Source organism: Parundibacterium terreum (assembly GCF_014636315.1).
Classification (GTDB): domain Bacteria; phylum Pseudomonadota; class Gammaproteobacteria; order Burkholderiales; family Burkholderiaceae_D; genus Undibacterium; species Undibacterium terreum.
Window position 1 is genome coordinate 339,082 of sequence record NZ_BMED01000006.1, and the last position, 15,480, is coordinate 354,561.

The following is a 15,480-nucleotide window of genomic DNA, read 5'->3' on the forward strand; positions in this document are numbered from 1 at the left end:
TTTTTTGCATTACTAGTTTAAGCCGCTAAACAAATGCATCGGACTGCCGGGCGGCGGTCCGATGCATTATTTACTGCATATTGCTTACGGATGCAGAGTGTACCTCAGAATGTTTACTTCGTTTTTGCCGCTTTTGCCAGTGCTGCAACTGCGTCTTTGGAGCTCATGTTGGAGTTCATGAACTTGGCGATGACGTCTGTTACAGCGCCTTGCGTTGCTGTTGCCAATGCCATGCCGTGTGCGAAGGAAGGTACCAGGCCGCCGTTTTTGTTGGTCGAATCCATGTCATCCATGGATTTGATTGCGCATTCGTCGAACTTGGCACGGGAAACGCCGGAACGTACAGGGATGGAACCCTTGTTCAGGTTGAAGATGGACTGGAACTTAGGATCCATGATCGCGTTTGCCAAAGCGATCTGGCCTTTTTTCGCATCAGCATCTTTTTGCGTGAACATTGCGAAGGAATCGACGTTGAACGTGTATGCCTTGTCAGTGCCAGGAGCAGCTACGCACAGGTAGTCTTTGCCTGGAACTTTGCCGGCATTGGAGAACTCGCCCTTGGCCCAGTCACCCATGAACTGGAAGCCGGCTTTGCCGTTGATGACCATGGCTGTTGCCAGGTTCCAGTCGCGGCCTGCTGCGTCTTTGTCGATGTAAGTCTTGACCTTGCCCAGTGTATCAAACACTTTCAGCATGGTTGGGCTGGTCAGTTCTTTTTGATCCAGTTTCAGGATGGCTTTTTTGTAGAACTCTGTACCGCCTACGCCCAGTGCCACTGTTTCAAACACGGTTGCGTCCTGCCATGGCTGGCCGCCGTGAGCGATTGCGATGCCGCCGGACTTCTTGATTTTTTCCGCTGCGTCAAAGAAAGCGTCCCAAGTGGTTGGTGTGCCAACGACGCCGGCTTTTTTCAGTACTTCAGGATTGACCCACATCCAGTTCACGCGATGGACGTTAACCGGTGCCGCCACATAGTGGCCTTTGTATTTCATGATGTCTGCAACAACTTTAGGCAGGACGCTGTCCCATTTGCCTGCATTGGCTGCATCGTCGATATTGGCCAACACGCCTTCATGACCCCATTCCTGGATGGAAGGGCCCTTGATTTGCGCAGCGGTAGGAGGATTGCCGGAAATGACGCGTGCTTTCAGTGCAGTTGCCGCGTTTTCACCGGCGCCGCCTGCAACAGCGAAATCTTTCCAGCCGAAGCCGGCTTCTTTGACCATCAATTGCAATTGGCCTACGGACTTGGCTTCACCGCCGGAAGTCCAGTAGTGCAACACTTCAACGTCGGTTGCAAAAGCGCTGCCGGCGCATGCCAGGGCAGTCATCATGACGAGTTGTTTCAGTTTCATCTCCAAATTCCTTATTATGGATCCAACGTGTTGTGAGGTTCCGGCTGCGGCACATTTTGGCCGAAACACATGGGGTGCGCCTGTGCCGACGCTATTCCTACTTCCGGCCACATGCAGTCTGGCCGCCTTCATCACTAAACAAAACAGGTAAAACCGCTGGCGCCGGGATTTTCATGCATGGTAGAGCAGAAAATGAGCAGCAAATGCATGGCCCGGACGTCAAATGCGCCACCCGGTGAGGGGCAGCGCAGTGGATTTATTAGAACCAGGTTTCCAGCTGGATACCGTAAGAAGCACCGCTGGTATTGTTGTTGTAGACCGGTCCGGAATTGTTGGATGCATTGACTGCGGCAGTTGCTGCATCGTTCCATTTGCCGTAAGTCACATAAGCACGCAATTCAGGACGTGACCACAAGCCAGGACCGGCCGAGATGGTCGGTGCAAAAGTGATCTTGGTCAGGCGCTGTGCAGGGCCGCCGGTAGCGGAAGTAACACGGTCTGTACCCAATTCCATTTGCAGCTTGAAGTTCTTGGTCAGTGCGTACACAGGACGGGCACCGATGGAAGTCCAGGTGCTGGAACCGCCTGCATCGGATTTGTCGCGCTGTACCAGGGCAACGAATTCCATACCGAAGTTTTCTGTAGGCTGTACCCATACGTCGTCAAATATACGCAGACGTGTCACGTCGGAACCCAGCAGAGTGCTGCCGGATGCGCCGATACGGTCATTGCCTACGCCGATACCTGTACCAGGGCCTACGCCGTACTGGATACCGAAGGTGTTGGCACCGCCGAATACTTTATCTTGCTTGTGGAATACAGACAACTGCCAGCCGTTGTGCTTTTTACCGGCAATTGTGTCGTTGCCTTGTGCAGTGATGACGGAAGCGGCGAAGTCCATGGAACCGCCTGCATTGACCGGAACATCCTGGTAAATGAAGTTTTGACGGGTTGCTGCTGTCGTGCTGACAACTTTGGTGACTGGGTCAGTCGATGTCGCGTCGTTGTCTTTGAAGAATGCGTAGCCTAACTTGCCCGGCCCCAGTTTGTATTGGTCGATACCGCCGCCGGTACCGTTGAAGTTAATGTATTGCAAATCCAGCATATGGATATCTGGACGGAAGTAGTAACGCTTACCGATCCAGGCAGTACCGCCATTCAGGAAATCCAGGCCGCGCGCTTCTACATAGGCTTTTGCCAGTTCCAGCTTGGAACCGCCGAAATCAGAATTTGGGCTGTATGCATCTGCCCAGACTGTTGCCAGGTAGCTTACGCCGTCAACCTTGGCGATTTCTTTTGTGTAGCCGCCTTCAAAGTAAGAGTCGCACTCATTACCCAGACGATATTTCATGGTGTTGCCGCCCAGGCCGAAGCAGCTTTGCGGGCCGTGGGTGGAGCTGCTGCCTGCGCCTGCACGGAGGTAGCCGTGGAAGCCTTCTTCGTCACCGGCGTAAGCCGATCCACATGCGAGTGCCAGGGTGATTGCTGCAGGTAAAGCTTTCAGGATGATGCGATTCATGGGTGTGTCTCCTCGGTCGTTTTGTCTTTTGCGAGTAAAAGGCCGATGTTGAGCTTTTACCGTCCAGAAATCATTCTGGCAACTGAATGGTAACTATACTACGTAAAAATTTCAACACATTATGTTGTATTCCTACGAATTTTCGCATTATCATGAGCCCATTGGCCGAATTCGGCGTTTCTCCATGATCCTCAATGCCTACAGATAACAATAAAGTTTCGAATTCTCTTCGTCACACATCGTCGTCGATCAATGCATCATCAACTGGCTTTCCACGTCTTTTGGCAGACATCGGAGGCACTAATGCACGCTTCGCGCTGGAGACCGCTGCGGACAGGATAGAGGCGGTAGCGGTACTACCATGCGAGGATTACCCGAATGTAGAAGACGCCATGCAAGCCTATCTGGCGACTCCGGCGATTCGTGCTCTGAGCCCCGACGGCGTGCGTTATTGCGCACTGGCGATCGCCAATCCAGTCACCGGCGACCAGGTGCAGATGACCAATCACCACTGGCAGTTTTCGATAGAAGCGGTACGCCAGAAGCTGGGTTTTGAGTTGTTTCTTGTAGTTAATGACTTCACCGCGCTGGCGATGTCGCTGCCGCATCTGGCGGTGGATCAAAAACAACAGGTCGGCGGCGGCAGTGCAAAAAACGAGCATGTAATCGGTCTGGTGGGCGCCGGTACCGGCCTTGGCGTTTCAGGACTGATTCCGTCCAACGGCCACTGGACTCCGTTGCAGAGCGAGGGTGGGCATGTGACCTTTTCGCCGGCGGACGAGACAGAAATCGGCATCTTGCGCTTTGCCTGGGGCGAGTTCGGCCATGTGTCGGCAGAGCGCCTGCTGTCCGGAGACGGGCTGGAACTGATCTACCGCGCACTGGCCGACATGCAGGGGCTCAGCGTTCCCGGCCTGCCGGCACCGGAAATTTCCCGCCTGGCGCTGGCCGGGGAAAATGCCTTGTGCGAAGAAGCGATAGACCGCTTTTGTGCGATCCTCGGTACCGTCGCCGGCAATCTGGCCGTCACGCTGGGCTCGCTGGGCGGCATTTATATCGGCGGCGGCATCGTACCGCGGCTGGGGCAGCGTTTCCTGGCTTCGCCTTTCCGCGAGCGTTTTGAACAGAAAGGCCGCTTCGTCAGCTACCTGGCGCAAATTCCAACTTACGTGATCACGGCAGAATATCCGGCGTTCCTGGGTGTATCGGCGATTTTGTCGGAAAATATCGCGGCAGCGGCGAGCAGCGAAAAGCTTTGAAAGATGGCATGACGTAATATCATCACAAACGAAGTAAATCCGAATTAGAATCCAAGGTTGCCGATCATTTAACCAACATCAGTAAGCCGGGCTTCGTTCAAGCATCATCACCGCCAAGCGGCAAGCCGGGCGGATGTTGCGGGTCCGGTACAGAGAGGGCTTGCTCATGAAGACAGACCAGAAAACAGACGCCGATCGCTTCAGCGACGGCGCACGCCTGCTGGCCGATATCGGTAGTGTCAACGCACGCTTCGTGCTGGAGACCCGGCCCGGCGTTTTCGAAGCGGCAGCCGTACTGCCCTGCGAAAATTACGAATCCCTGCAAGATGCAATCCAGGCTTACATGAGTAGTCCGGCGGCCAGGGCCGCGGGTTCTTCACGCGTGTATCACGCAGCCATAGCGATCGGTAATCCCATCGATGACGATGTCATCAAGATGATGAACCACCACTGGTCTTTTTCCATCGAAGCAATGCGCATAGCGCTGGGCCTGGACACCCTGCTGGTGGTAAATGACTTTACCGCACTGGCGATGGCGCTGCCGCATCTGCGTCCGGACCAGCGCCAGCAGGTCGGCGCAGGCACGGCGCGCGACAGCGGTGTGATCGGCTTGCTCGGCCCGGGTTCCGGCCTGGGGGTGTCCGGTATGATACCGGCCGGCGACCGTTGGATTGCCCTGGGTAGTGAGGGCGGTCACGTCAGCTTCAGCCCTTGCGATCAGCGTGAAATGGATGTGCTGGCTTTTGCCTGGCGCGAGATGTCGCGCGTCTCGCACGTGTCGGCAGAACGCATGGCTTCTGGGCGCGGGCTGGAATTGATCTACCGCGCGCTGGCCGAACGCGCCGGCAACACCGAAGAACCCTCCCTGCCGGCCGCTGAAGTAACCAGCCGTGCGCTGAACGGTAGTTGTGCGGTTGCAGTGGAAGCGGTGGAATGCTTTTGCGCGATACTGGGCTCCATTGCAGGTAACCTGGCAATGACCCTGGGCGCGCTGGGCGGCATCTACATCGGCGGCGGCATCGTGCCGCGCCTGGGCCCCTTGCTGGCAAAGTCGCAGTTCCGTGCTCGCTTTGAAGAAAAAGGCCGGCTGGCCGGCTACCTGTCGCAAATACCTACTTATGTGATCACTGCAGAGCAGCCGACCTTTCTTGGCATCTCGGCCATCCTGGCGCAAAAACTGAAGCTGGCCAATGCCGGCGCGCCGGTGCTGGAAAAGATACGCCAGGCGCGCGAGCGCATGAGCCAGTCGGAAGGCAAGGTAGCCGACTGGGTACTGAAGGAGCCGAATGCAATGCTGACCCTGCCCATCGCCGAGATCGCACAGCGCATTGGTGTCAGCCAGCCGACGGTGATGCGTTTTTGCCGCTCGATCGGGGTGCAGGGCCTGGCCGATTTCAAGCTGAAGCTGGCTTCCGGCATGACAGGAGGGGCCATCACGGTCGCCCATGCGCATGTGGAAATGTCGGATTCCGATGCGGAACTGGCGCGCAAGGTGCTTGGCAATAATGCCTCGGCAGCGCTGGCCCTGCGCGACATGCTGGACGTCAAGGCACTGACTGCCAGCATAGACATGCTGCGCAGCGCGCACAGGGTGGAATTGCTGAGCGTAGGCAGCGCCCGCGTAGTGGCCGAAGACATGCAGCAGAAATTGCTGCACCTGGGCATAGTCAGCAGCTATTTCCCCGACCCGCAGGCGCAAGAGATGAGCGCCGCAATGCTGACCCCGAACGATGTCGTACTGGTGGTGTCGCGCTCCGGCGTGCGGCCCGAGCTACTGAAGTCGGTCAAGATCGCACGTGCCTGCGGCGCCCGCATCCTGGCCATCACCAACAGCAATTCACCATTGGCCAAATTGGCCGATGTATTGCTGACGCTGAACCATGCCGAGGGCAATCTGAATTTTGTCCCTATGATAGTGCGCTTGCTGCAACTGATGCTGCTGGATATTCTATCGGTTGGCCTGGCGCGGCGCGACTCGGCACAACAGGCGCAAAGTCCGCAGATGGGCGAGGAAGATGGACAGCATCACGGTCCGCGCACCAATGCAAAGTTCAAGTTCAGCGGCCACCTGGAATAAATTTTCCGGCGCCGCTGATGGTTCCCGGCTGTTTTGACGATGCGTTTTAGGAAGACAGCGCGCAGGTTTCAAACAAACGTCTTATCAGGGCCAGATCCGGCGGTGCCGCTCCTGCCGCGGTACAAGCTGCTGCGCCTGCGGCTACTGCAAAGCGCAGATGCTCGCCATCGTCATAGCCGGTATTGGACATCAGGCTGAACAGCAAGCCGCCTATGCTGGCGTCCCCTGCGCCTACCGTATCCACTACCTGGATGGCCGGCGGTAAAGCCTGCCATACCTGATCACCGCGGTATAACGCAGCACCCTGCGCTCCACGGGTAAACAGGAAGATCGCGCGTGGATTCCATTGCCGCATCGTGGAAAATGCCGCAGCAATATCGTCGCTGCGGAATAAGCCCTGCAGGTCTTCATCCGATACCTTGATCACGTCGGCCAGCTCTGTCATGCGGCGCAAGGTGGGATCGTAATCCTTATCCATCAGGGCGCGGAAATTGGGATCGTAGCTGATTGCGACACCGGCCTGTTTCAATTCTTCTGCCAGCGCGACCAGCTTGCCGGCCAACGGCTGGCGCGCCAGGCTGATGCCGCCGAAATGCACCCATTGCGCATGCTGCTGCCATTGTGCAGGCAACTGGCTCTGGTCAAAGTGCAGGTCGGCGCTGTCATCGCCGACGAAAAAATATTTGGGCGGATCAAGCTGGTACACCATCGCCAGCAGCGGCGATTTGGCAACGCGCTGCAGGAAGCGCGGGTCCAGCCCGGCGGCATCGTTGGCCGCCGCCAGCGCATCGCCGAACACGTCCTGGCTGACGGCGCCGGCAAAGGCGCTCTGCACGCCCAGGCCGGCCAGTACGCGCGCCACATTCCAGGTGGAGCCGCCGACCTGCGCCTTCCAGCTATCGGCGCCGGTATGCAGCATGTCGGTCAGCGCTTCACCGGCGGCGACAAAACGCGGCAAGCCGCTCATGCCCTGCTCCCGGACTTGTCTGCGCGGTCCAGCACTGTCAATACTTCGTAACAGGCGCCCATCGTGTGGTAGTCCACCTTGCCGGCCGGGCTCTTTTCCGCGCTGTATTTTTTATTGTCGGCACTGAGTATGCGGTACCACGCGCCATGCTGATGATCGACAAAATGGCGCCAGCTATAGTGCCAGATATTATCGTAGTGCTGCCAGTAGACGTCGTCGCCGGTGCGCTGCGCCAGCACAGCCGCTGCCGCCAGGCTTTCCGCCTGCACCCAGAAATATTTGTCGGCGTCGCAGATTTCGTTTTGCGGGCCGAAGCCGTAAAAGATGCCGCCGTGCTCATCATCCCAGGCTTTACCCAGCGCCGTATCGAATAATTGCGCCGCGCGCGGCGCCAGCCAGTCGGCTGGTCCGGCCAGTGCATCTGCATGGCGCTCCATGATCAGCAGCAGCTTGGCCCATTCGGTGAAATGTCCCGGCTGGTAACCCCAGGGGCGGAAGATATTGGTCTTGTCATGCAGATTGTATTCCCAGTCCACCGACCAGTCGGCCTGGTAGTGTTCCCAGATCATGCCGCCGGCCAGCGCTGCTTGGCGCACGGTGATATTGTGGGCCAGGGTTTCTGCGCGATGCAGATACTGTTTCTCGCCGGTGGCCTCATAGGCTGCCAGCAAGGCTTCGCAGGCATGCATATTGGCGTTCTGGCCGCGGTAGGAGTCCAGCACAGACCAGTCGGCGCTGGCTTCATCGGCATACAGGCCGTGCTCTGGCTGCCAGAAGCGCTGCTCCATCAAGGCGAAGGTTTCCGCCACATGTTCACGCGCCTCGGGTACACCAGCCGTCAGCGCATGCGAGTAAGCGAGCAATACAAAGGCCAAACCGTAGCAGTGGTTGTTGCCGTCGGTGACGGTCTTTTTTCCATCCTGCCAGGACAATTGCCATGCATAGCCGCCGCTATTGCTATCGCGATGCACATTGCGCAAAAAGTCCAGGCCGTGCCGCAAGGCGTTCAAATAGTCGGCGTTGCCGAACTGGCGGTAAGCCATTGCGTAGTTGAAAACGAAGCGCGTGCTGCTGACCAGATGGCGCGTGCTTGTGTCGTATACGCTGCCGTCATCCATGAAGAAATGATAGAAGCCGCCGCTAGGATCGATACAGCGTGGATGGTAGAAGCGCATGGTGTGCGAGATGTGCGACAACAGCATGTCGCGCGAACGGAAATCGGGAATCATGTAGTCTCTGATGTAGTTATGGCAGGCAGATAGCTGATAGATAGTGGTGCTGACCGTGAAATCTGGAAAGCAGATACGGCACAGCGGAATGTAGCACAGCGCGCATGGTAGCGCTACCGCGCACCGGCTATTTGACTGAAATCCGCCGCTGAAGTTCACCTGGTGCCAGGCCCAGCAACTGCCGCATGCTGCGCGCCATATGGCTCTGGTGTGTAAACCCGGCTTGCAGCGCAACCTGGCTCAGCGGCTGGCCGCCTTGTATCAGCTCCGCAGCAAATTCCACGCGCCGCCGCATCACGTAGCGATGCGCGGCAATACCGGTTGCAGTTTTGAACCGCATTTTAAAATGGGAGACACTGAGGCCCGCGATTGCAGCAAGTTCAGCCAGCGACAAGTCCGTATCCAGATTGTTTTCTATGTGGACCAGCACGCGCTGCAGTCCAGGTGCGGGAAGCTGGCGCAATTTGCCCGCTTGCGCTGCAGCATTGTCTACTCGCTCCGGCACGGACGAACCCAGCAGATGCGCTGCCAGCGCGGTACCCAGGCTCTCCAGGTAGATGGCGGCGGCGGCCGTGGCTGTGCGATGTTGTGCCTGCAGCGCCCAAGCCAGGTGTTCTATGCTTTTATCGCGCAATTGCAATTGCGGCCTGATACCGCGCACAGACAAGTCGATGTCCATACGCGCTGCAGTCGCCGCAACCAGGTCCTGAGACAGGCTGATCGTCAATATAGAACACGGAGCCTCATCTTCCCATTCACCGGTGCAACCGGCCGGCACCACATCGATGTCGCCAGGCATTTGCAATCGCCGCTGCAACGGTCCGCCGGCCAGTCTGCAAGCCGCCCGGACAGGTTTGCCGACATGGATGGCCAGCAAGTGGCGGGTTTGCGGCGCCAGGCTGACTTTGCATGCAGGCATGTGTTGCAAGGAAATGCCCACATTTCTTTTTGCGCTATTTGCGGCGGTCGTCGTAAGCATCAGAATTCGCCTTCATAAGAATACGGCCTTGCTTGCCGGAATGTCGTCCATCCTCAAGTCTACGCCGATGACTGCATCATTGCAGGCGCTGTGTTTATTTACGGAAAATGCAATAAAAAGTGCAATAAAACTGCGCAGTATTGCGCGCGATGAGGCGCATCTGTGTTGGCTTGGCATATAATTTAACACTGTCAAGATCAGGGTTTTACAGACCAGCATGGATAATAAAAAAATACCCTCTACAGACACGGAACAGGCCAGGGAAGTCCGGGATGCCTATCATCACGGCTCGCTGCGCGAATCCCTGATTGCCGCAGCCGACGATATCCTGAGTGAACGCGGCGTGGCAGGATTTACGCTGCGCGAGGCGGCGCGCCGTGCCGGCGTGTCCGTCGCGGCACCGGCCCACCATTTCGGCAGCGCCGCCGGCCTGCTCAGCGAGGTCGCCATCCTGGGTTTTGCAGAACTAGCCCGCTATCTGAAGGAGGCGGGAGGTGCGTTGACAGGAGCCGCCCGCATGCGCGCGCTGGGCAAGGCGTATGTGTGTTTTGCACTGGCTTATCCGGGCCGCTTCCACTTAATGTTCAGGCATGATCTGTTGCTAGCAGAAGAGGCAAGGCTGGAAATCGCCGGCCAGGCGGCGCTGGCCGAGGTGGAGCAGGCGGTGCGCCTGTACCTGGGCATGGCGGCCGATCAGCCGCTGGACAAGGCTGCCCGTACCATTAAGCTGTTGGCATGGTCCACCGTGCACGGTTTTGCCCATCTGGCGCTGGACGGCAAATTTGATAATCTGGCCATGATGGATGCAGGCATGGGGGATTTCCTCGAAGACATCCTGCCCGCGGTCTTGCTGGCGCAATGGCCGGATAACAAGGCCTAGCGTTTTCAGACTACCTGTATTTCTTCCTTCTCTTATGCCGGCATATTCTTGCGTTGCCTGAACTGTTGCCGGTAATCTGCAGGCGACAGGCCGGTCTCGCGCTTGAACAGGCGGCGGAAAGAACCGGGGTCGGCGTAACCTATGCGTTCAGACACGGTATCCAGGCTCAGCGTCGAAGTTTCTAGCAAGCGTTTGGCAAGGTCGATTTTCAGCAGCTGTGAATAGGCGGTGGGCGTACTATCCAGCGCCTGATGAAAATGCCGTATCACCGTGCGTTCACTGACCGCAAGATGAGCGGCCAGGTCGCGCAGACTGAAGGGCAGGTCTTGCCGCTTGCTCATCCATTTCTGCGCGCGCAGCACCAGGCTATTGCTATGCGACTGGCTGTCCTGCTGGGTCATGCTGATGTAGGGCATCTGCGACGTGCGGTTGGCGTCGATCAGCATGCTCTTCGCACAAACCGCGGCTATATCCTGGCCGGCATAGCGCTGCACCAGGTGCAGGCTCATGTTCAGGTAGCTGGTGCCGGCGCCGCTGCATAGCATGCGCTCGTATTCAGTCAACACATCGGCCAACCGCAGTTCCACCTGTGGATAACGGGCGCGAAACGCGCGTTCCAGCCACCAGGTCGTGGTTGCGTGGCCGCCATCCAGCAGTTCTGCTTCGGCCAATAAAAAACTGGCGCTGCAATTGGCTGCCAGCAGGCTGCCTTGCCGGTATCTTTGCTGCAGCAAAGGGTATAGCGGCTGCAATTGCTGCAGATTGGCCAGCAATCCCGCCACGCCTTTGTCGATATAAATGCCGGGCAGCATCACGACATCTGTGTCGCCAGCTTCGTTTTCTATGGCGCCATCCGCCGCAATCTGTATGCCAGAAGGCGTTTTGACAGGATTACCATCGAGCGAGCGTATGCTCCATGTAAATAGCGGGCCGGTACGGTCGCGGTTTTTTGCCGCCCAGATCGCATTGGCCGCGGCAAAAATGTCCAGCGGCCCGGTCACGGCGGAGGCCAGGCAGTCCGGGTAAATCCACACTTCGATATTGCACATAGGCTATTTCCGCAGGCTTGTCAGTTTTGGCTTCAATTGAGTCAATACTGACACTATCCTGCCTTCGCCGCAATACCTACAATGGTCTTCATTTGCAACGAGGCAAGCATCATGGTCAAAGACAAATTTTCAGCAGACGCTTATAACGAGGTAGGCAAAAACTTTTTGCCTGGGCACCTGGGGATAGTGATCAAGAAGATCGCACAACGCGAAGTGCAGGCGGAACTGGCGGTGGTCCCGCATCTGATGGCGCCTAACGGTTTCCTGCACGCAGGCAGCGTAGTGACGCTGGCGGATACCTGCTGCGGCTATGGCTGCGTGGCACATCTGCCGGAAGGCGCCAGCGGTTTTACGACGATAGAACTGAAATCCAATCATCTGGGTACCGCGCTGGAAGGCGTGATCCAGTGCGAAGCCAAGGCTGTGCATCTGGGTAAATCCACGCAAGTCTGGGATGCGGTGGTCAGCCAGAACGGCAAGACGCTGGCGCTGTTCCGCTGCACGCAGATGGTCTTATTTCCTAAATAAACGAAGAGGTTGATGATGGCTGAAGGATTGGAAGGAAACGGCAGCGTGCTGGAGCAGTGGCTGGCGCGCGAGGCCGAAGTAAGGGCTAACATCGCCGGCTATGGCGTGTCTACAATGGAGCAGATGAAGTCGCGGAGCGGCTTTGAGTTCCTGCGTGCGATCATCAGCGGCGAGTTGCCGGCCGCGCCGATTGCCCAAACGCTGGGATTTCTGGCTGTGGACGGTGAACCCGGCCGTATCGTGTTCCAGGGTACGCCGGGCAAGGAACACTACAATCCTCTCGGCAGCGTGCACGGCGGCTACTTCTGCACCTTGCTGGATTCGGCGGTGGGTTGCGCAGTGCAATCGGTATTGCCCAAGGGCGTGGGCTACACCACCTTGGAGATCAAGGTGAATATGATACGCGCGATGACCGATAAGACAGGTCCGGTGCGGGCCGAAGGCAAGGTCATCCAGGTCGGCAGCCGGGTCGGCACGGCAGAAGGGCGCATCATCGATGCGAACGGCAAGCTGTATGCGCATGCGACCACCACCTGCCTGATTTTCCCCTTGCCTTAATCAGCCTTAATGACGGTCAACTGGTGTGCCAGCTCCCGCGCCGCCTGCCAGCGGCGGGCCGGCGCGGGGTGGCTGCGGCTGTCGAAATTTGGCGATGCACTGGCACGCGCCAGCTTCTTGAAATAATTCGCCAGCCCATGTGCCGGCCAGCCGGCGCGCCAGGCCAGTTGCATGCCCTCGCGGTCGGCCTCCACTTCCTGCGCCAGGTTGAAAGCGGCCAGCTTGCGCATCAATGCATTGTCATTGTCCACCGCCTGTTCCAGTTCTTCGAACGGCCTTTGCTGCCAGGATGGGTCTATTCTTAGGGCTTCCTGATATTCCTTCAGATTGTGCTGCTGTATCGCGTGCTGCATTTCGTGGCTGATCAGCATGGCCAGTTCTGCATCGTCCAGATGCAAATCAGTGGCGAAGCGCTGCCCTATCAGTATCTTGCCGCCCGCCATGCAAAACGCATTTTCTTCCGGGTCCGACGTGGTGTGAATATCCCAGGTCCAGCCCGCCGTCTGTGGATAATCGGCAGCGGCACGCTGTATCAGGCGCTGCGCCAGTTGCCTCACTCTTTGCAGAAAAGCGGCGTCGCCATCCAGTGCTGATCTGGCATCCAATGCGGCAATGCGTTCGCGGTACATGCGTTCGGCACCTGCCACTACCTGCCCCTGCGTCAGTGCGCAGGCGGCATAGGCAGCACAGGCAGCAAGCAAAGCAAGACAAAACAAGAGTGCGCGCAGCATAGTGAAAGGAGGATTGGGCGTAGTAGCAAATGGTAACAGGCTTGTGCAGGTCTTTAGCAGTGCCGGGCATTTGAAAACCAGGGGTTTGCAGTCAAGGAACTGCTTGTGGATTTATCGCTTAAAGATTTGCAATCAAAATACGTTCGTGGTTCAGCGGAGCGTTGATTATCGCAATTACTTTCAGGCGCTCCTTATTCAGGATGTCAACACAGGAGCAAATATGCAAACCGAAAGCATTTACCGCCGCCGCGGTCTGGAGTTACTGGAACAACTGCATGGCGGGCATGCCGGGGCCGCGATGGTCGCCGAGATGCAGGATGTCTGCCCTGCCTTTGCCGACATGACGATAGATTGGGCGATAGGCGCGATCATGGACAGGCCGGGCCTGGATTTGCTGACGCGCGAGCTGGTGCTGATTGCCTCCTGCGTGACGATGGGCCATGCGATGCCGCAGTTGCGCGCGCATGCGCAAGCCGCGCTGAAGCTGGGCGCGAGCCAGGAACAGATCGTGGAAACCGTATTGCAACTGACTTTTTATGCAGGCGGCCCGGCAGTCAGGAATTCGCTGGTGGTATTGAAGGAAGTGTTCCAGCAGGCCTAGCTCAGAATGAAAAAAGCCGGCTTGCGCAACAAGCCGGCCTCGTCTGTTTTGATTACCCAAGATTAGGGGTTGTTGGCCGCTTCTTTTTCCTGCAGCGCACGCCACATTACCTTGCCGGTGCCGGACTTGGGCAGCGTGTCGACAAATTCGACGATGCGCGGGGTTTTGTAGGCGGCCATTTTTTCATGCGACCAGGCGATGATGTCTTCCGCGCTGACATCGCTGCCCGGCTTTTTAACTACGATCGCCTTCACCGTCTCGCCGCGATAGGCATCGCGCGAAGCGATGATGCAGCATTCCTGTATGCCTGGATGCTGGTACATCATTGATTCCACTTCCGCCGGCCATACCTTGTAGCCGCTGGCATTGATCATGCGCTTCAACCTGTCGGTAAAGAAGAAGAAACCTTCTTCATCCATATAGCCGAGATCGCCGCTGCGGAAGAAGCGTTTGCCATCCAGCTCGGCAAAAGATTCGGCAGTTTTTTGCGGGTCGTTCCAATAGCCCTGGAATACCTGCGGGCCATTGATCCAGATTTCCCCGGTTTCGCCCTGCTTTACCTCCTGCAGCGTCGTCGGATCGACCACGCGTGAATCGGTACTGAAGTAAGGCATGCCCAGGCATTGCTGCTTCATGCGCTGCGGCGGATTCAGGTGCGAAGGCGCCATGGTTTCCGACAGGCCGTAGCCTTCCATATAGGTCTGGCCGGTCAGTGCCAGCAGCTTTTGCGCGATCGCGGCCGGCATTGCAGCGCCGCCGCCGGATACCCGGCTCAGCTTGGAGATATCGTATTCGGCCAGGCGCGGATTGGACAGGAAATCGATCATCATGGCCGGCACCAGCGTCCACGCTGTGACGTGATAGCGGGTAATCAACTGGCCGGCCACATCCCTGTCCCAGCGCGGCAGGATCACCAGCGCGCCGCCGCAGTAGATGGCGCCGTTCATCACCGACTGCATGCCGGTTACATGGAAGAAAGGCAGCACCGCCAGCGACACCATGTCCGGATTGATGGAGCCCGACCATACCGGGCTGCCGACCACGTTAAACATCACCGATGCGTGGGTGTGGATACAGCCCTTGGGTTTGCCGGTCGTGCCTGAGGTATACGGCATGCAAGCCAGGTCGGCAGGGCCTGCCAGATGAGGCCCCGGAACATGCCCGGCGGCGATCACGTCTTTCCACGCGATCACGCCCGCCTGCTCAGGCACCTGGCGCGGCGCGGCGACAAAATCGGGCACGGTAAGGTCGGTAGAGGCAGGCAGGAAGTCGGAATAGGTCGCTACCACTGCATGCTGCAGGCAAGTCTTGCCGACCAGCGGCAGCATGCGCGGGAAAATCTCTTGCGAAGCGACGGCCACCTTGGCGCCGCTGTCATTGATGTAATGTTCCAGCTCATCGGTCATCAGCATGGGATTGACCGGCACCACCATCGCATCGGCGCGCATGATCGCATAATAGGCAATGACAAACTGCGGGCAGTTCTGCATGTCCAGCAATACGCGGTCGCCGCGCTGCACGCCGCATACCTGCTGCAGATAACCGGCCAGCGCCAGCACTTCGGCATGGAACTCCGCATAGCTCAGTGTCTTGTCGTAGAAAATGATGGCGGGCTTGCTGGGGTAGCGCTTGGCCGAGATTTCCAGGTTGGTATAGACGCTTGTTTCAGGTGGAGTGAGGAAATGCGGCAGGCCTACCGGCCAATGGGCGTAGTGCAGGGTATTCATGTCTCGTGTCTCTCTTTTATC

14 protein-coding genes are annotated in these 15,480 nt (G+C 57.7%); 6 read left to right on the forward strand and 8 right to left on the reverse strand.

All coding sequences use genetic code 11. The features are described from left to right. Positions 1 to 113: 113 nt before the first annotated feature. Positions 114 to 1,355: an ABC transporter substrate-binding protein gene (locus IEW12_RS24480; protein WP_188568749.1), complete on the reverse strand. Its 1,242-nt coding sequence runs from the start codon at positions 1,353 to 1,355 to the stop codon at positions 114 to 116. Between the two features lie 259 nt (positions 1,356 to 1,614). Then, a complete protein-coding gene (locus IEW12_RS24485; RefSeq protein WP_188568750.1) occupies positions 1,615 to 2,874 on the reverse strand; it encodes a maltoporin in 1,260 nt (419 codons plus the stop codon). Positions 2,875 to 3,068: 194 nt separating this feature from the next. Here IEW12_RS24485 and IEW12_RS24490 point away from each other — a divergent pair, with 194 nt between their 5' ends. Both IEW12_RS24490 and IEW12_RS24495 read left to right on the forward strand, forming a co-directional pair. Next, complete coding sequence (locus tag IEW12_RS24490; protein WP_188568751.1) at positions 3,069 to 4,133, forward strand: glucokinase; 1,065 nt, start codon at positions 3,069 to 3,071, stop codon at positions 4,131 to 4,133. Between the two features lie 166 nt (positions 4,134 to 4,299). After that, a complete protein-coding gene (locus IEW12_RS24495; protein WP_188568752.1) occupies positions 4,300 to 6,210 on the forward strand; it encodes a glucokinase in 1,911 nt (636 codons plus the stop codon). Between the two features lie 46 nt (positions 6,211 to 6,256). Here IEW12_RS24495 and IEW12_RS24500 read toward each other — a convergent pair whose 3' ends face one another. The 3 genes from IEW12_RS24500 to IEW12_RS24510 all read right to left on the reverse strand — a co-directional run bounded on the left by IEW12_RS24500 (position 6,257) and on the right by IEW12_RS24510 (position 9,385). Continuing rightward, complete coding sequence (locus IEW12_RS24500; protein WP_188568753.1) at positions 6,257 to 7,177, reverse strand: carbohydrate kinase family protein; 921 nt, start codon at positions 7,175 to 7,177, stop codon at positions 6,257 to 6,259. Further along, the gene (locus IEW12_RS24505; RefSeq protein WP_188568754.1) at positions 7,174 to 8,406 is read right to left on the reverse strand and encodes an AGE family epimerase/isomerase; all 1,233 of its coding nucleotides are present in this window, start codon (positions 8,404 to 8,406) and stop codon (positions 7,174 to 7,176) included. The genes IEW12_RS24500 and IEW12_RS24505 overlap by 4 nt, the downstream gene beginning before the upstream one ends. Before the next feature lie 127 nt (positions 8,407 to 8,533). Next, on the reverse strand, positions 8,534 to 9,385 hold the full coding sequence (locus IEW12_RS24510) for a helix-turn-helix domain-containing protein (protein WP_188568755.1): 852 nt from the start codon (positions 9,383 to 9,385) through the stop codon (positions 8,534 to 8,536). Positions 9,386 to 9,602: 217 nt separating this feature from the next. Between IEW12_RS24510 and IEW12_RS24515 the strand changes: the two genes are divergently transcribed. After that, positions 9,603 to 10,265, forward strand: coding sequence for a TetR/AcrR family transcriptional regulator (locus tag IEW12_RS24515; RefSeq protein WP_188568756.1), 663 nt, complete (start codon positions 9,603 to 9,605; stop codon positions 10,263 to 10,265). A gap of 32 nt (positions 10,266 to 10,297) precedes the next feature. Here IEW12_RS24515 and IEW12_RS24520 read toward each other — a convergent pair whose 3' ends face one another. Beyond that, entirely contained in the window at positions 10,298 to 11,314 is a 1,017-nt protein-coding gene (locus IEW12_RS24520; protein WP_188568757.1) for a GlxA family transcriptional regulator, read from the reverse strand. A gap of 111 nt (positions 11,315 to 11,425) precedes the next feature. Between IEW12_RS24520 and IEW12_RS24525 the strand changes: the two genes are divergently transcribed. After that, the gene (locus IEW12_RS24525; RefSeq protein ID WP_188568758.1) at positions 11,426 to 11,842 is read left to right on the forward strand and encodes a PaaI family thioesterase; all 417 of its coding nucleotides are present in this window, start codon (positions 11,426 to 11,428) and stop codon (positions 11,840 to 11,842) included. Between the two features lie 12 nt (positions 11,843 to 11,854). Then, positions 11,855 to 12,400, forward strand: a complete 546-nt coding sequence (locus tag IEW12_RS24530) for a PaaI family thioesterase (RefSeq protein ID WP_229751327.1) — start codon at positions 11,855 to 11,857, stop codon at positions 12,398 to 12,400. Here IEW12_RS24530 and IEW12_RS24535 read toward each other — a convergent pair. Next, positions 12,397 to 13,131: a M48 family metalloprotease gene (locus IEW12_RS24535; RefSeq protein WP_188568759.1), complete on the reverse strand. Its 735-nt coding sequence runs from the start codon at positions 13,129 to 13,131 to the stop codon at positions 12,397 to 12,399. The two genes, IEW12_RS24530 and IEW12_RS24535, sit on opposite strands and share 4 nt — an antisense overlap. 220 nt (positions 13,132 to 13,351) lie before the next feature. Between IEW12_RS24535 and IEW12_RS24540 the strand changes: the two genes are divergently transcribed. Further along, positions 13,352 to 13,732 carry a carboxymuconolactone decarboxylase family protein gene (locus tag IEW12_RS24540; protein ID WP_188568760.1) on the forward strand — a complete coding sequence of 127 codons (381 nt, stop codon included), beginning with the start codon at positions 13,352 to 13,354 and terminating at the stop codon, positions 13,730 to 13,732. A gap of 62 nt (positions 13,733 to 13,794) precedes the next feature. Here IEW12_RS24540 and IEW12_RS24545 read toward each other — a convergent pair whose 3' ends face one another. Further along, entirely contained in the window at positions 13,795 to 15,459 is a 1,665-nt protein-coding gene (locus tag IEW12_RS24545; protein WP_188568761.1) for a long-chain fatty acid--CoA ligase, read from the reverse strand. Positions 15,460 to 15,480: the final 21 nt, after the last annotated feature.

What these genes read in the sequence shown, in the direction of transcription:
- IEW12_RS24480 (WP_188568749.1), bottom strand. Translation starts at nt 1,355, where the DNA reads ATGAAACTGAAACAACTCGTCATGATGACTGCCCTGGCATGCGCCGGC.
- IEW12_RS24485 (WP_188568750.1), bottom strand. Translation starts at nt 2,874, where the DNA reads ATGAATCGCATCATCCTGAAAGCTTTACCTGCAGCAATCACCCTGGCA.
- IEW12_RS24490 (WP_188568751.1), top strand. Translation starts at nt 3,069, where the DNA reads ATGCCTACAGATAACAATAAAGTTTCGAATTCTCTTCGTCACACATCG.
- IEW12_RS24495 (WP_188568752.1), top strand. Translation starts at nt 4,300, where the DNA reads ATGAAGACAGACCAGAAAACAGACGCCGATCGCTTCAGCGACGGCGCA.
- IEW12_RS24500 (WP_188568753.1), bottom strand. Translation starts at nt 7,177, where the DNA reads ATGAGCGGCTTGCCGCGTTTTGTCGCCGCCGGTGAAGCGCTGACCGAC.
- IEW12_RS24505 (WP_188568754.1), bottom strand. Translation starts at nt 8,406, where the DNA reads ATGATTCCCGATTTCCGTTCGCGCGACATGCTGTTGTCGCACATCTCG.
- IEW12_RS24510 (WP_188568755.1), bottom strand. Translation starts at nt 9,385, where the DNA reads ATGCTTACGACGACCGCCGCAAATAGCGCAAAAAGAAATGTGGGCATT.
- IEW12_RS24515 (WP_188568756.1), top strand. Translation starts at nt 9,603, where the DNA reads ATGGATAATAAAAAAATACCCTCTACAGACACGGAACAGGCCAGGGAA.
- IEW12_RS24520 (WP_188568757.1), bottom strand. Translation starts at nt 11,314, where the DNA reads ATGTGCAATATCGAAGTGTGGATTTACCCGGACTGCCTGGCCTCCGCC.
- IEW12_RS24525 (WP_188568758.1), top strand. Translation starts at nt 11,426, where the DNA reads ATGGTCAAAGACAAATTTTCAGCAGACGCTTATAACGAGGTAGGCAAA.
- IEW12_RS24530 (WP_229751327.1), top strand. Translation starts at nt 11,855, where the DNA reads ATGATGGCTGAAGGATTGGAAGGAAACGGCAGCGTGCTGGAGCAGTGG.
- IEW12_RS24535 (WP_188568759.1), bottom strand. Translation starts at nt 13,131, where the DNA reads ATGCTGCGCGCACTCTTGTTTTGTCTTGCTTTGCTTGCTGCCTGTGCT.
- IEW12_RS24540 (WP_188568760.1), top strand. Translation starts at nt 13,352, where the DNA reads ATGCAAACCGAAAGCATTTACCGCCGCCGCGGTCTGGAGTTACTGGAA.
- IEW12_RS24545 (WP_188568761.1), bottom strand. Translation starts at nt 15,459, where the DNA reads ATGAATACCCTGCACTACGCCCATTGGCCGGTAGGCCTGCCGCATTTC.